Genomic DNA, 14,589 nt, shown 5'->3' on the forward strand with positions numbered 1-14,589 from the left:
GTTTCTCCGTCTACGTGTTGGTTGAGGCGGCCGGCACCGCGATACGCGTCACCGGCAGGCGCAGCACCGCGCGCGTGCCGCGGCCGGGGGTGCCGGCAGCGCGGCTGTCCGGCGTGGCCGCCGTTCGTTCGGTCGCGCGCTGGCCCGACGCAGTTGCCGCGTGTCCGTTCGCGCCGCCGCCGGCGCGCCCGTTGCCGCCCGCCGCGCGCGGCGCGACATCGGACAGCTCGATCTCGCCGCCGAGACGAGCGGCCGCGCTGAACGCGAGGTACAGGCCGACCCCGTGCCCGCCCTGCGTGCTGTCGACCGGCATCGAGCCGAGCGATTCGCGCAACGCGGCCGGAATGCCGGGGCCGTCGTCGCATACCTCGAATTCGATCCGGTCCGCGGCGCGCTCGTGGTGCGCGAGCTTTGCGGCCAGCGTCACGCGGTGCGGGCTCGCCCGCGCGGCGTTGTCGAGCAGGATCGTCAGAATCTGGCCGGCCGCGACGGTGTCGTCGAGCCCGACGCCCGACGGGCGCGCACCGAGCAGTTCGAACTGCACGTGCGGATGCCGCAGGCGCCAGTGCTCGACGAACGTGTCGAGCCAGTCGTCCACCGGCTGGCGGCTCGCCGGCGCGCTCGCCCGGCTGCGCAGGCGCGCGAGCGCCGACGTGCAGAGCGTCATCTGTTCTTCCAGCACCTTCAGGTCGGCCTCGTAGCGCGCGAGCCCCGGATCGGCGCGTGCCGCGTCGCGCAGCTCCTCCGCGAGCATCGCGATCGTCGACAGCGGCGTACCCATCTCGTGCGCGACGGTGGCGGCCTGCACGCCGAGCGCAACCGCCCGCTCGTCGCGCAGCAGGTGCGCCTGCGCTTCGCCGAGCGCCGCATCGCGCTGGCGCAGCGCATTCGACATGCGCGCGACGAACCACGCGATCAGCCCGACGCTGACCATGAAGTTCGCCCACATCCCCGTGCGGTAGTAGTCGAACAGGTTCGCCGGGTTGTCCATGTTGAGCGGCACCGAATCGAAGCCGAGCGCCGCGTAGCATGCGACCGCGAACGCCGCGAGCCAGATCATCAGATGCCACGGCAGCACGGCCGCCGCGATCGCGAGCGACGGTAGATACAGCGACACGAACGGATTGGTCGTGCCGCCCGACAGGAACAGCAGCGCCGACAGCGCGCCGAGGTCGACCCACAGCTGGCCGAGCAGCTCGAAATTGGTCTCGGGGCGCGCGCGCAGCACACGCACCCAGGTCAGCGCGTTGAAAACGATTTCGAGCGCAATGACCATCAGCATCGCCGGCAACGGCAGATGCACGCCGAAATAGGTCTGCACGACGCCGATCGTCACGAGCTGGCCGATGATCGCGAGATTGCGCAGCCAGAACAGGTGACTGAGGTTGACGCGCCCGGTGGTGGTAATTCGTTGCATCCGAGCAGTTTACCCGTTTAGCGCCCGGCGCCTCTACCGGGGGCCGGACCAGTGAGGACGGCGCACCGGGCGAACGTGCGCCGAACCGGGTGATACGGGCTCGCGCCGCCGTCAGCCGGCCGCGCGTGCCATGCGTTGGGCGATCTCGTCGGCGAGGCACTCCGGGCAACGGCAGCGCGTACCGGCCGCCGGCGGCGCGCCGCCGGACAGGGTCGGCATCGACGCGCACCAGCAGTCGAACGGCTGCGTGCGGGCGCCGCAGTCGAAGCCGCGCCCGCAGTGCGGGCAACGCGCGCGGCGCGGAGTCGAACGGGCGTCGGCGGCGGTATCGGTCATGGCGGAAGCGCGGAAACGGGCGAACGTCACCCTACGCGACAAGCATAGCGCGGCGGACGGATTTTGCACGTCGGCCGTCCGGCCGATGCGTGCGGCCAACGCCGGCCGCCGGGCGGTCCGCCCCGCCGCCGCGCGGTTCCCGTGCAGGGTCCGGCACCATGACCGGCGGGCCGCTGCGCGGGGCGACGGGCCCGCGCGATCGGCCGTCCGGCCAGCCCAAAAACCCGATGCTGCGCTGCGCCACTCCTGTACAATTCGCCCTGTTTCAACCGTTCCCAGCCAGAGCCGCCGCCATGTCCGAGCCCATCGACCTCTCGCAGATCGCCCCCACGCTGAAGGCAGAAATCCTCGCCGAGGCGCTGCCGTACATCCGCCGGTACCACGGCAAGACGGTGGTCATCAAATACGGCGGCAACGCGATGACGGAAGAGCGGCTCAAGCAAGGCTTCGCGCGCGACGTGATCCTGCTGAAACTGGTCGGCATCAATCCGGTGATCGTCCACGGCGGCGGTCCGCAGATCGATCACGCGCTGAAGAAGATCGGCAAGGCCGGCACCTTCATCCAGGGCATGCGCGTGACCGACGAAGAGACGATGGAAGTCGTCGAATGGGTGCTGGGCGGCGAAGTCCAGCAGGACATCGTGATGCTGATCAACCATTTCGGCGGCCACGCGGTGGGCCTCACGGGCAAGGACGGCGGCCTGATCCACGCACGCAAGCTGCTGATGCCGGACCGCGACAACCCGGGCCAGTACATCGACATCGGCCAGGTCGGCGAAGTCGAAGCGATCAACCCGGCGGTCGTGAAGGCGCTGCAGGACGACGCGTTCATTCCGGTGATCTCGCCGATCGGTTTCGGCGAGGACGGCCTCTCGTACAACATCAACGCGGACCTCGTCGCCGGCAAGCTCGCCACGGTGCTGAACGCCGAGAAGCTGCTGATGATGACCAACATCCCCGGCGTGATGGACAAGGACGGCAACCTGCTGACCGACCTGTCCGCGCGCGAGATCGACGCGCTGTTCGAGGACGGCACGATCTCGGGCGGCATGCTGCCGAAGATCTCGTCGGCGCTCGACGCCGCGAAGAGCGGCGTGAAATCGGTGCACATCGTCGACGGCCGCATCGAGCATTCGGTGCTGCTGGAAATCCTGACCGAGCAGCCGTTCGGCACGATGATCCGCTCGCATTGAGCGCGCGCCGCAAAACCACTCGTCCCGACCTGCCGGCGTCGCTGCGACGCCGGCGCATCTCCCGCAGCCGCCCGCGCGCCGGCGCGCCCGTCTGGCTGTTCGATCTCGACAACACGCTCCATCACGCATCGCACGCGATCTTTCCGGAGATCAACCGCGCGATGACGCAATACATCGTCGACGCGCTGCAGGTCGGGCGCGCCGAAGCCGACCGGCTGCGCACCGGCTACACGCAGCGCTACGGCGCGGCGCTCCTCGGCCTCACGCGCCATCATCCGATCGACCCGCACGACTTCCTGCGCGTCGTCCACACGTTTTCCGACCTGCCCGCGATGCTGCGTGCCGAGCGCGGCCTCGCGCGCATCGTCGCCGCGCTGCCGGGCCGCAAGTTCGTGCTCACCAACGCGCCCGAGAACTACGCGCGTGCGGTGCTGCGCGAATTGCGCATCGAGCGGCTGTTCGAGCGCGTGATCGCGATCGAGCACATGCGCGACCGTCGCGCATGGCGCGCGAAGCCCGACCACACGATGCTGCGCCGGATTTTGCGCGCCGCGCACGCGCGGCTCGAAGACGCGATCCTCGTCGAAGATACCCGCAGCCACCTGAAGCGCTACAAGCGCCTCGGCATCGGCACGGTATGGATCACCGGCCATTTGCCGGGCCATCTGCCGAACATCGGCCGCCCGCATTATGTCGACCAGCGCATTCGTTCGTTAAAATCGCTCCGACTGGGCACACGATCGGGGCGACAGAAATGCAGCCGACTTACCCGCAGGACCAAGCCGTAACGGAAGAACAGGCCACACCGTCCCGCCCGCGCCCGAAGCCGGGCGAGCGCCGCGTGATGATCCTGCAGACGCTCGCCGCGATGCTCGAGGCGCCGAAGCCGGAAAAAATCACGACGGCCGCGCTCGCGGCCCGCCTCGACGTGTCGGAAGCCGCGCTGTACCGTCATTTCACCAGCAAGGCGAAGATGTACGAAGGCCTGATCGAGTTCATCGAGCAGGCACTGTTCGGGCTCGTCAACCAGATCGTCGCGAAGGAGCCCAACGGCGTGCAGCAAGCGCGCACGATCGCGCTGACGATGCTCAATTTCGCCGCGAAGAATCCGGGCATGACGCGCGTGCTGACGGGCGAGGCGCTGGTCGGCGAGGACGACCGGCTCACCGAGCGCGTGAACCAGCTGCTCGACCGGATCGAGGCAACCGTCAAACAGTGCCTGCGGGTCGCGCGTACCGAGGCGCAGGCGCCCGACGGCGCCGCGCCGTTCGTGCTGCCGGCCGACTACGATCCCGCCGCGCGCGCGAGCCTGCTCGTCAGCTACGTGATCGGCAAGTGGCACCGGTTCGCGAAAGGCGGGTTCCAGAAGTCGCCCGGTGAGCAGGCCGACGCGCATTTGCGGCTGATCCTGCAGTAGCCGGGCGCGGCCGGCCCGCGAAATCCGCGCCGCGCGGAATTCCGCTATACTCCTCCGACCTGCCGCCACGTTGGCGGCGGGTCGGAAGCGCGCCGATTTGCTGACTCGATTGCGGGCGCGCGAACCGACGGGCCTCGATGCGTCTTCGTCCCGGCGGTTCACTACAAATGCGGCTAAAGAGGTCGTCAGCCGCGCATCTTCGCCTCCGCGCATCGCCGACACCGTTTAGCCGCCCAGTCATAAGGCGGAACGAATGGAATCGATCGGCATCGTCGCTCCACAGACCATGCACTTCGCCGAACCGCTGCGCTTGCAAAGCGGCAGCGTGATCGGCAACTATCAGCTCGTCGTCGAGACCTACGGCGAGCTCAACGCCGCGCGCTCGAACGCGGTGCTCGTCTGCCACGCGCTCAACGCGTCGCACCACGTCGCCGGCATCTACGCGGACGATCCGCGCAGCACCGGCTGGTGGGACAACATGGTCGGCCCGGGCAAGCCGCTCGACACCAACCGCTTCTTCGTGATCGGCGTGAACAACCTCGGCTCGTGCTTCGGCTCGACGGGCCCGATGAGCATCGATCCGTCGTCCGGCAAGCCGTATGGCGCGCGCTTTCCGGTCGTCACCGTCGAGGACTGGGTGCATGCGCAGGCGCGCGTCGCCGACGCATTCGGCATCGAGCGCTTCGCCGCCGTGATGGGCGGCAGCCTCGGCGGGATGCAAGCGCTCGCGTGGAGCCTGATGTATCCGGAGCGGGTCGCCCACTGTATCGACATCGCGTCGACGCCGAAGCTGTCCGCGCAGAACATCGCATTCAACGAGGTCGCGCGCTCGGCGATTCTGTCGGACCCCGACTTCCACGGCGGCGACTACTACGCGCACGGCGTGAAGCCGAAGCGCGGCCTGCGCGTCGCGCGGATGATCGGCCACATCACGTATCTCTCCGACGACGACATGGCCGAGAAATTCGGCCGTGCGCTGCGCCGCGCGGACGGCGCGCTCGACGCGTACAACTTCAGCTTCGACGTCGAATTCGAGGTCGAGTCGTACCTGCGCTACCAGGGCGACAAGTTCGCCGACTACTTCGACGCGAACACCTACCTGCTGATCACGCGCGCGCTCGACTACTTCGACCCGGCAAAGGCGTTCGACGGCAACCTGACGGCCGCGCTCGCCCACACGCAGGCGAAGTACCTGATCGCGAGCTTCTCGACCGACTGGCGCTTCGCGCCCGCGCGTTCGCGCGAGATCGTGAAGGCGCTGCTCGACAACAAGCGCACGGTCAGCTACGCGGAGATCGATGCGCCGCACGGCCACGACGCGTTCCTGCTCGACGACGCGCGCTATCACAACCTGCTGCGCGCGTATTACGAACGAATCGCCAACGAGGTGGGTGCATGAACCAGCAAGCGCTGAACTCCCTGTCCGCACGTGCGGACTTCCGTGCGATCGCCCGCTGGGTCGAACCGCGCTCGACCGTGCTCGATCTCGGCTGCGGCGACGGCTCGCTGCTGTCGCTGCTGTCCGAGGAACTGGACGTGTCCGGCTACGGGATCGAACTGAACGACGCCGGCGTGCTCGCGAGCGCGAAGAACGGCATCAACGTGATCCAGCAGAACCTGGAAGACGGCCTGCGCCTGTTCGAGGATCACAGCTTCGATTTCGCGATCCTGTCGCAAACGCTGCAGACGATCCACCAGACGGCCGCGATCCTGCGCGAAACCGCGCGTGTCGGGCGAGAATGCATCGTGTCGTTCCCGAATTTCGGCTACTGGGCGCACCGGCTGTCGGTGCTGCGCGGCCGGATGCCGGTATCGAAGTCGCTGCCTTACCAATGGCACAACACGCCGAACGTCCGGGTGCTGACGATCAAGGATTTCGAGGCGCTCGCGCCGGAAGTCGGCGTCACGATCCTCGATCGCATCGTGCTGCACGAAGGCCAGCCGATTCGATGGGGAGCGAACTGGCGTGGTAGTCTTGCTGTCTACCGCGTCAAGCGCAGCTGAGCCGGGGAGCCGTTGACGGATGATCCGGCCCGCACCCGCGTGCGGCCGCCCCTCCCGCGCCGTGCGCGCCGCCTGCGCTGCCGCCGCAATCAGTCAACGCTACCCAGTTCCTGTCCATGTCCAAAACGCCACACGAGGCGCCCGCACTCACCGCTCACGAGGATCACCCCGGCTGGCGCGCCTATCTGAACACGCACATGCTGATCTGCGTGTTCCTCGGTTTCGCGTCGGGGCTGCCCCTGTTCACGCTCGTCTACCTCGTGCAGGCATGGCTGCGCTCCGAGGGCGTGAACCTGAAGGAAATCGGCCTGTTCGCGCTGATTCAGTTCCCGTATACGTGGAAGTTCCTGTGGGCGCCGCTGATGGACCGCTTCATCCCGCGCCTGCCCGGCTGGCGGCCCGGCCGCCGGCGCGGCTGGATGCTGCTCACGCAGGTGCTGGTCGCCGGCGCGATCGCCGCGCTCGGCTTCGTGTCGCCGCGCGACTCGATCTGGACGGTCGCCGCGCTCACGACGCTCGTCGCGTTCTTCGGCGCAAGCTCCGACATCGTGATCGACGCATATCGCCGCGAACTGCTGCGCGACACCGAGCAGGGCCTCGGCAACGCGGTGCACGTGAACGCGTACAAGCTCGCCGCGCTGATTCCCGGCTCGCTGGCGCTGATCCTGTCCGACCACATGCCGTGGGACGTCGTGTTCGCGATCACGGGCGCATTCATGCTGCCGGGCATCCTGATGACGCTCGTCGTGCGCGAGCCCGAGGTGGCCGGCGCGCCGCCGCGCAACCTGCGCGACGCGATCGTGCTGCCGTTCCGCGAATTCATCCAGCGCGACGGCTGGAGCGGCGCGCTGCTCGTCATCGCGTTCATCTTCCTGTTCAAGATCGGCGACACGATGGCGACCACGCTGTCGACGTCGTTCTTCCTCGACATCGGCTTCACGCGCACCGAAATCGGCATCGTCGCGAAAACCACCGCGCTCGTCGCGAGCGTCGCCGGCGGCATCATCGGCGGCATCTGGCTCGTGAAGATCGGCATCGGCCGCGGGCTGTGGATCTTCGGCGCGCTGCAGATGGTGTCGACGCTCGGCTTCGCATGGCTCGCGCAGGTCGGCCCCGGCTCGCCGGTGCTCGCGCTGCTCTATGACTTCACGGTCGCGGCCAGTCACGCGCTCGCGTCGTTCCTGTCGATCTTCGGCTTCGAGGTCACGCCGCATCTGAGCCCGATGACGGTCGCGCTCGCGCTCGTCTACGCCGCCGAAACGTTCACCACCGGCCTGACGATGGCCGCGTTCGTCGCGTATATCGCCAGCACGACCGACCCGCGCTACACGGCCACGCAGTTCGCGCTGTTCACGAGCCTCGCATCGGTGCCGCGCACACTCGCATCGGCCGCGAGCGGCTTCATCGTCGCGAAGATCGGCTGGTTCGACTACTTCATCGTATGCACCGCGCTCGCGATCCCCGGCATGCTGCTGCTGTTCAAGATCGCGCCGTGGAACGGCACCGCGCGCAACGGCGAGGCCAGCCGTGCGCAATGATCGACTGCATCGCGCGGCGCGCGTCGCCGCCGTGCTGGGCATCGGCATCGCGACGCTCGGCGCGGCGGGCAGCGTGCAGGCGGCCGATACCGGTGCGGCCGCGCCGGGCTCGACGCCCGTCACCGCAACGTCCACGCCCGCCGCTCCCGCCGCTGCCGTTGCGCAGTCCGCCGCCGAAGCCGCGCAGCCGAGCGGCGCAGCCGTGCCCGCGAAGGCCTATACGCCGACGTCGCAGCAGGTGCGCTACGGCGATGCGATCGCATTCCGAACGCTGATCCCGTCGCCGCTGCTCGAACAACTCACCGCGAGCGAATACGCGCAGATCGTGCAGGCAGCCGCCGACAGCGACCGCCTGCTGCCCGCGAACCAGCCGCGCGTGAAGCGGCTGCGCGCGATCGTCATGAAGCTCGCGCCGTATTCGGTGAAGTGGAACGATCGCGTGAAGAACTGGGCATGGGACGTCAACGCGATCCGCTCGCGCGACATCCGCGTCACGTGCCTGCCGGGCGGCAAGGTGCTGGTGTACGGCGGGCTGCTCGATCGCGTGCGCCTGAACGACGACGAGTTCGGCGTGCTGCTTGCGCACGGCATCGCGCATGCGCTGCGCGAACACGCTCGCAGCAATTTCAGCACGACGTCGCAAACGTCGTTGCGCGCGGCCGCGCTGCCGCCGCTGTTCGGCGTCGGCGATCCGCTGCCGCAGGCGCTGAACCTCGGCGCGCGTCTGCAGACGCTGCGCTACGACCCGACCGACGAAACCGAAGCCGATGTGATCGGCGGCGACATTGCCGCCCGCGCGGGCTTCGATCCGCGCGCGGCGATCACGCTGTGGGACAAGCTCGCGGCGGCGACGCGCGCGAACCGGACGTCGGGCTTCATCTACATGCATCCGTACAGCGCCACGCGGCGGCAGGATCTGCTGAACCGCCTGCCGGACCTGATGCCGCTGTATGCGAAGGCGGTCGGCAAACGGGTCGACACGCTGCCCGACTATGCGGGCATCAGCGCGCAGCGGCGCAAGATCGTGCGGCGCTGAGCGCCGCATCCGCCGGTTTTCCGGGCGCGCATCAACGGCGCATGAAGCCGGGCGCTACGCGCCGACTCCCGACTCGACGGGCCGGCTGCCGCTTTCGCGCATCCAGCGCACGTCGTCTCCCGGGCTGCGGCCGAACAGCCGCTTGAACTCGCGGCTGAACTGCGACGCGCTCGCATAGCCGACCCGCGCCGCGGCCGCACCTGCCCCGAGGCCGTCCTGCACCATCATCAACCGCGCCTGGTGCAGGCGCGCGGCCTTCACGTACTGCATCGGCGACGTCGCCGTCACATGCTTGAACTGCGCGTGGAAAACCGCGAGGCTCATGCCGGCCTCGCTCGCGAGCGTCTCGACGTCGAGATCGGCCGTCAGGTCCGCATGGATACGCCGCAGCGCCTTCGCGATGCGGCCGAAATGATGTTGCTGGACGAGCGCCGCGCGAATCGCATCGCCCTGCGCGCCCGTCAGCACGCGGTACGCGATTTCGCGCATGATCGCCGGCCCGAGCACGCACGTGTCGTGCGGCGACGCGAGCACTTCGAGCAACCGCACCACGGCGTCGGCGAGCGGCGCATCGAGCGGCGTCGAATAGACGCCGTGCGGCTCGCTGGCCGCCGCGCCGAGCGTCTCGTCGAGCAGGATCGCGAGCTCGGCGATCACCGCGAGATCGATGCGGATCGAGATCGCGAGAAACGGCTCGTCCGTGCTCGCGAAGGTCTCGCATTCGAACGGCAGCGGCACCGACAGCACGAGATACTGCTGCGCGTCGTAGACGAACGAGCGGTCGCCAAGGTAGCCGAGCTTGCGACCCTGGCACACGACGACGATGCTCGGCTCGTACAGCACCGGCATGCGCGGCACGGGGCGGCTCACGCGGATGAAGCGCACACCGTCGAGCGCCGCCAGCGTATCGCCCTCGTTCGGCGCGAGGCGCGAATGCAGCTCGATCATGCGGCGCCGCACACGGTCGCCCGAGTCGTCGAAAAGGGGCTGGAAGCTCATCGGCGTCGTCCTGTCCGGCAAGAGAATCAGGCTTGCAATGTAGCACCCTGAACGCATTTTGACGGCCGTTCGCGCGCAATTCGAGAGGAATAGGCAAATCTTCGAGACCTTCGTGTATTTCGCCGACGCGGCCCGCTCCGTACGATGGGCATCTGTCTCGCCGCGTCGCCACATGACGCGGCGGCAGTCTGATTCGCCGGAAGTTTTCCCGGACAAGGAGCCCCTGCATGAGCACAACTTACGCTTACGCGGCGACCGACGCGCAGTCGCCGCTCGCCCCGTTCGAATTCCAGCGCCGCGCGCTGCGCGACCTCGACGTCCAGATCGAGGTGCTCTACTGCGGCGTCTGCCACTCGGACCTGCACCAGGCCCGCAACGAATGGCGCAACACGATCTACCCGGTCGTGCCGGGCCATGAAATCGTCGGCCGCGTGACCGCGACCGGCTCGCAGGTATCGCGCTTCAAGGTCGGCGAGCTGGTCGGCGTCGGCTGTCTCGTTGATTCGTGCCGCACCTGCCCGAGCTGCGCGGAAGGCCTCGAGCAGTATTGCGAGAACGGCTTCGTCGGCACCTACAACGGCCAGGACCGCGTGACCGGCGACGTCACGTACGGCGGCTATTCGACGCAGCTCGTCGTCGACGAGGCATTCGTGCTGCGCGTGCCCGACACGCTCGACCCGGCCGGCGCTGCGCCGCTGCTGTGCGCGGGGATCACGACCTATTCGCCGCTGCGCCAGTGGAACGTCGGCCCTGGCAAGAAGGTCGGGATCGTCGGCCTCGGCGGGCTTGGCCACATGGGCGTGAAGCTCGCGCGCGCGATGGGCGCGCACGTCGTTCTGTTCACGACGTCGCCATCGAAGATCGAGGACGGCAAGCGCGTCGGCGCGCATGAAGTGGTGATCTCGAAGGACGAAGCGCAGATGAACGCGCATCTGAACAGCTTCGACTTCATCCTGAATACGGTCGCCGCCCAGCACGACCTGAACCCGTTCCTGCACCTGCTGAAACGCGACGGCACGATGACGCTCGTCGGCGCACCGGAGCACGACCATCCGTCGCCGCAGGTGTTCAACCTGATCTTCAAGCGCCGCCGCCTCGCGGGCTCGCTGATCGGCGGGATCGCCGAGACGCAGGAAATGCTCGACTTCTGCGCGGAGCACGGCATCACGTCGGATATCGAAGTGATTCCGATGCAGCAGATCAACGCGGCTTACGAGCGGATGCTGAAGAGCGACGTGAAGTACCGGTTCGTGATCGACATGGCGTCGCTCAAGCAGTAAGCGACGCGCCACACGAAACGGGCCGCATGTTGGACATGCGGCCCGTTCTGCATCCGGCGAGCGGACGGCTCGACTGCCACGCGCGCGGCGCGGCGGCGGCGATCACTTCTTGTAGTCGTAATCCACCGTCAGCGGCGCGTGATCGCTGAACTTGATGTCCTTGAATATCGACGTGCGCTTCGCGGTGGCGGCCACGCCCGGCGTCGCGATCTGGTAATCGATCCGCCACCCGACGTTCTTCGCGTATGCCTGGCCGCGATTGCTCCACCACGTGTATTGCTCGGGGCGCGGGTCGAGCGTGCGGAACACGTCGACGTAGCCGACATCGTCGAACAGCTGCGTGAGCCACGCACGCTCTTCCGGCAAGCAGCCCGAATTCTTCTGGTTGCTCTTCCAGTTCTTGATGTCGATTTCCTTGTGCACGATGTTCACGTCGCCGCACAGGATCACCTCGCGCTTCTTCTTCAGCTCGGCGAGATGCGGCATGAACTCGTCCATGAAGCGGTACTTCGCCTGCTGGCGCTCTTCGCCGCTCGAGCCGGACGGCACGTACACCGACACGACCGACAGCTTGCCGTAACGCGCCTCGACGTAGCGCCCCTCGGCGTCGAATTCGCTGCTGCCGAAGCCGATGATCACGTCATCGGGCTCGTGGCGGCTGTACACGCCCGCGCCGCTGTAACCCTTCTTCTCGGCATGGTGGAAATAGCTCCTGAAGCCGTGCGGCTCGACGAATTCGGCCGGCAGGTCGTCGGCCGACACCTTGATTTCCTGCACGCACACGCAATCGGCGTTCTGTTCGCCGAGCCACTCGAAAAAGCCCTTCTTCGCGGCGGAGCGGATGCCGTTCAGGTTGGCGGTAATCACTCGCATCATGTCGGGTTCCGTTGTTCAGTTCTGTTCAGTTCGATGTTCTTGCAGGATCGCGTCCTAGCGGATCTTCACGCCCTCGAGCTCCGGCTTCGCCGGCGGGAATTCGAGCTTCATGTCGGTCATCGTGCGCAGCAGCAGCTCGGCGATCATCACATTGCGATGCGTCTTCGAGTTCGCCGGGATCACGTACCACGGCGCATGCTCGGCCGACGTCGCGGCGAGCGCGTCACGGTACGCGGACTGGTACGCGTCCCAGTGCTTGCGCGCGTCGAGATCGGAGATGTCGAACTTCCAGTGCTTGGTCGGATCGTCGATGCGCGCCTGCAGCCGCGCGCGCTGCTCGTCCTTCGAGATGTGCAGGAAGCACTTGACGATCGTCGTGCCGTTCTCGAACAGCATCGTCTCGAAATCGCGAATCTGCCGGTAGCGGCGCTCGCACTCCTTGCTGTCGATCGCGTCGAGCACGCGCGGCACGAGCACGTCTTCGTAATGGCTGCGGTTGAAGATCGCGAGTTCGCCCGCGGCCGGCGCCTGCATATGCACGCGCCACAGGAAGTCGTGCACGGCCTCGATCGGCGTCGGCGCCTTGAACGACACGACACGCAAGCCGAGCGGGTCGACCTCGCGGAACACTGCACGCACGGTGCCGTCCTTGCCGCTGGTGTCCATTCCCTGCAGCACGAGCAGCACACGCTTCTTCTGCTGCGTGTGCAGGCGTTCCTGCTGTACGTCGAGCTCGGTCGACACGGCCGACAGCCGTTCGCGGTCGGCCTCCTTCGACCCCGACGAGAACGGCTTCGCGGCCGGATCGAATGCATCGAGGCTGAATGCGGCGGCTTCCTTCTCGCGCGTGCTGTACGGCACGCGGAAATCGTCGAGCGACGGTTGTTTGGCCATTCGTTTCTCCGTAGAACGGTGCAATGCACACGCACACGATAACGCATGCACCAAAACGACGGGCCGCCCCGAACAGATTCGGCGGCGGCCCGTCGTCAGGCGCGGTTCAGGCGCGCGACCATGCTCAGCCGAGCTTCTTCTTCAGCAGTTCGTTGACCTGCTGCGGATTGGCCTTGCCCTTGGTCGCCTTCATCGCCTGGCCGATCAGCGCGTTGAACGCCTTTTCCTTGCCCGCGCGGAACTCCTCGACCGACTTCGCGTTCGCCGCGAGCACCTCGTCGATGATCGCTTCCAGCGCGCCGGTGTCGGAGATCTGCTTCAGGCCCTTCGCGTCGATGATGCGGTCGGCCGCGGCTTCGTCGGTCGCCTTCTCGTCCCAGATCGTCGCGAAGATTTCCTTCGCGATCTTGTTCGAGATCGTGCCGTCGGCGATGCGCTGCAGCACCAGCGCGAGCTGCGCGGCCGACACGGGAATCGCGTCGATCTCGATGCCGTCGCGGTTCAGCTGCGACGACACGTCGCCCATCAGCCAGTTCGCGGCGATCTTCGCGTTCGCCGCGCCGGCCTTCGCGACCACGGCCTCGAAGTATGCGGCCATCGCCTTGCTCGACGTCAGCACACCCGCGTCGTACGCGGACACGCCGTACTGCTCGACGAAACGCTGCTGCATCGCGGCCGGCAGCTCGGGCATCCCGGCCTGCACGCGCTCCACCCAGTCGCGGCCGATCACGAGCGGCATCAGGTCGGGGTCGGGGAAGTAGCGGTAGTCGTGCGCGTCTTCCTTGCTGCGCATCGAACGCGTCTCGCGCTTGTCCGGATCGTAGAGGCGCGTTTCCTGCACGACTTCGCCGCCGTCCTCGATCAGTTCGATCTGGCGGCGCACTTCGTAGTTGATCGCTTCCTCGAGGAACCGGAACGAGTTCAGGTTCTTGATCTCGGCGCGCGTGCCGAACTTTTCCTGGCCGACCGGGCGCACCGACACGTTCGCGTCGCAGCGGAACGAGCCTTCCTGCATGTTGCCGTCGCAGATGCCGAGCCACACGACCAGCGCGTGCAGCGCCTTCGCGTAAGCGACGGCCTCGGCCGCGCTGCGCATTTCCGGCTCGGTGACGATCTCGAGCAGCGGCGTGCCCGCGCGGTTCAGGTCGATGCCCGTCATCCCGGCGAAGTCTTCATGCAGCGACTTGCCTGCATCTTCCTCGAGGTGCGCGCGGGTCAGGTTGACGGTCTTCTCGTACGCCTGCTTGCCGGCCTTTTCGTTGGCGGGCACCTGGATCGTGATCTGGCCGCCCTGCACGACCGGAATCTCGTACTGGCTGATCTGATAACCCTTCGGCAGATCGGGGTAGAAATAATTCTTGCGCGCGAAGATGCTGCGCGGCGCGATGGTCGAGCCGATCGCGAGGCCGAAGCGGATCGCACGCTCGACCGCGCCGCGGTTCAGCACCGGCAGCACGCCCGGCAGCGCCAGGTCGACCGGGCAGGCCTGCGTGTTCGGCTCGGCGCCGAACTGCGTCGACGCGCCGGAGAAAATCTTCGAGACGGTCGACAGTTGCGCGTGCGTCTCGAGACCGATGACGACTTCCCATTGAGTCATAT

The 14,589-nt window shown here is 67.4% G+C and carries 14 protein-coding genes; 8 read left to right on the forward strand and 6 right to left on the reverse strand.

Annotation, left to right across the window (positions count from 1 at the left end; genetic code table 11):
• Nucleotides 1–10: 10 nt before the first annotated feature.
• Nucleotides 11–1,417 carry an ATP-binding protein gene (locus WI26_RS14995; RefSeq protein ID WP_069226285.1) on the reverse strand — a complete coding sequence of 469 codons (1,407 nt, stop codon included), beginning with the start codon at nt 1,415–1,417 and terminating at the stop codon, nt 11–13.
• 111 nt (nt 1,418–1,528) lie between these two features.
• Nucleotides 1,529–1,753: a cysteine-rich CWC family protein gene (locus WI26_RS15000; protein WP_059468619.1), complete on the reverse strand. Its 225-nt coding sequence runs from the start codon at nt 1,751–1,753 to the stop codon at nt 1,529–1,531.
• Nucleotides 1,754–2,046: 293 nt separating this feature from the next.
• Here WI26_RS15000 and argB point away from each other — a divergent pair, with 293 nt between their 5' ends.
• The 7 genes from argB (at nt 2,047) to WI26_RS15035 (ending at nt 8,941) form a co-directional block, all read left to right on the forward strand.
• Nucleotides 2,047–2,946: an acetylglutamate kinase gene (argB, locus tag WI26_RS15005; RefSeq protein ID WP_006490510.1), complete on the forward strand. Its 900-nt coding sequence runs from the start codon at nt 2,047–2,049 to the stop codon at nt 2,944–2,946.
• Nucleotides 2,943–3,734, forward strand: coding sequence for a pyrimidine 5'-nucleotidase (locus WI26_RS15010; RefSeq protein ID WP_059508347.1), 792 nt, complete (start codon nt 2,943–2,945; stop codon nt 3,732–3,734). Before argB ends, WI26_RS15010 begins: the two co-directional genes overlap by 4 nt.
• Nucleotides 3,701–4,363: a nucleoid occlusion factor SlmA gene (gene slmA, locus WI26_RS15015; protein ID WP_059508348.1), complete on the forward strand. Its 663-nt coding sequence runs from the start codon at nt 3,701–3,703 to the stop codon at nt 4,361–4,363. Before WI26_RS15010 ends, slmA begins: the two co-directional genes overlap by 34 nt.
• Nucleotides 4,364–4,616: 253 nt before the next feature.
• Complete coding sequence (gene metX, locus WI26_RS15020; protein ID WP_059468622.1) at nt 4,617–5,762, forward strand: homoserine O-succinyltransferase MetX; 1,146 nt, start codon at nt 4,617–4,619, stop codon at nt 5,760–5,762.
• Nucleotides 5,759–6,367, forward strand: a complete 609-nt coding sequence (metW, locus tag WI26_RS15025; RefSeq protein WP_059468623.1) for a methionine biosynthesis protein MetW — start codon at nt 5,759–5,761, stop codon at nt 6,365–6,367. The genes metX and metW overlap by 4 nt, the downstream gene beginning before the upstream one ends.
• A 116-nt stretch (nt 6,368–6,483) precedes the next feature.
• Nucleotides 6,484–7,905 carry an AmpG family muropeptide MFS transporter gene (locus WI26_RS15030; protein WP_069226286.1) on the forward strand — a complete coding sequence of 474 codons (1,422 nt, stop codon included), beginning with the start codon at nt 6,484–6,486 and terminating at the stop codon, nt 7,903–7,905.
• Nucleotides 7,895–8,941, forward strand: coding sequence for a M48 family metallopeptidase (locus WI26_RS15035; RefSeq protein ID WP_059508349.1), 1,047 nt, complete (start codon nt 7,895–7,897; stop codon nt 8,939–8,941). The genes WI26_RS15030 and WI26_RS15035 overlap by 11 nt, the downstream gene beginning before the upstream one ends.
• A 54-nt stretch (nt 8,942–8,995) precedes the next feature.
• On the opposite strand, the gene WI26_RS15040 is transcribed toward WI26_RS15035, so the two are convergent.
• Nucleotides 8,996–9,940, reverse strand: coding sequence for an AraC family transcriptional regulator (locus WI26_RS15040; RefSeq protein ID WP_059468625.1), 945 nt, complete (start codon nt 9,938–9,940; stop codon nt 8,996–8,998).
• A 227-nt stretch (nt 9,941–10,167) separates the two neighbouring features.
• Between WI26_RS15040 and WI26_RS15045 the strand changes: the two genes are divergently transcribed.
• A complete protein-coding gene (locus WI26_RS15045) occupies nt 10,168–11,220 on the forward strand; it encodes an NAD(P)-dependent alcohol dehydrogenase (RefSeq protein ID WP_069226287.1) in 1,053 nt (350 codons plus the stop codon).
• A 102-nt stretch (nt 11,221–11,322) separates the two neighbouring features.
• On the opposite strand, the gene WI26_RS15050 is transcribed toward WI26_RS15045, so the two are convergent.
• From WI26_RS15050 to gatB, 3 genes are all read right to left on the reverse strand, one after another.
• Entirely contained in the window at nt 11,323–12,096 is a 774-nt protein-coding gene (locus WI26_RS15050) for an exodeoxyribonuclease III (RefSeq protein WP_059468627.1), read from the reverse strand.
• 54 nt (nt 12,097–12,150) lie between these two features.
• On the reverse strand, nt 12,151–12,990 hold the full coding sequence (locus tag WI26_RS15055; RefSeq protein ID WP_069226288.1) for a polyphosphate kinase 2 family protein: 840 nt from the start codon (nt 12,988–12,990) through the stop codon (nt 12,151–12,153).
• A 124-nt stretch (nt 12,991–13,114) separates the two neighbouring features.
• The gene (gene gatB / locus WI26_RS15060; protein WP_059468629.1) at nt 13,115–14,587 is read right to left on the reverse strand and encodes an Asp-tRNA(Asn)/Glu-tRNA(Gln) amidotransferase subunit GatB; all 1,473 of its coding nucleotides are present in this window, start codon (nt 14,585–14,587) and stop codon (nt 13,115–13,117) included.
• Nucleotides 14,588–14,589 lie beyond the last annotated feature (2 nt).

The sequence above is a fragment of the Burkholderia diffusa genome (genome assembly GCF_001718315.1).
GTDB classification, from domain to species: domain Bacteria; phylum Pseudomonadota; class Gammaproteobacteria; order Burkholderiales; family Burkholderiaceae; genus Burkholderia; species Burkholderia diffusa_B.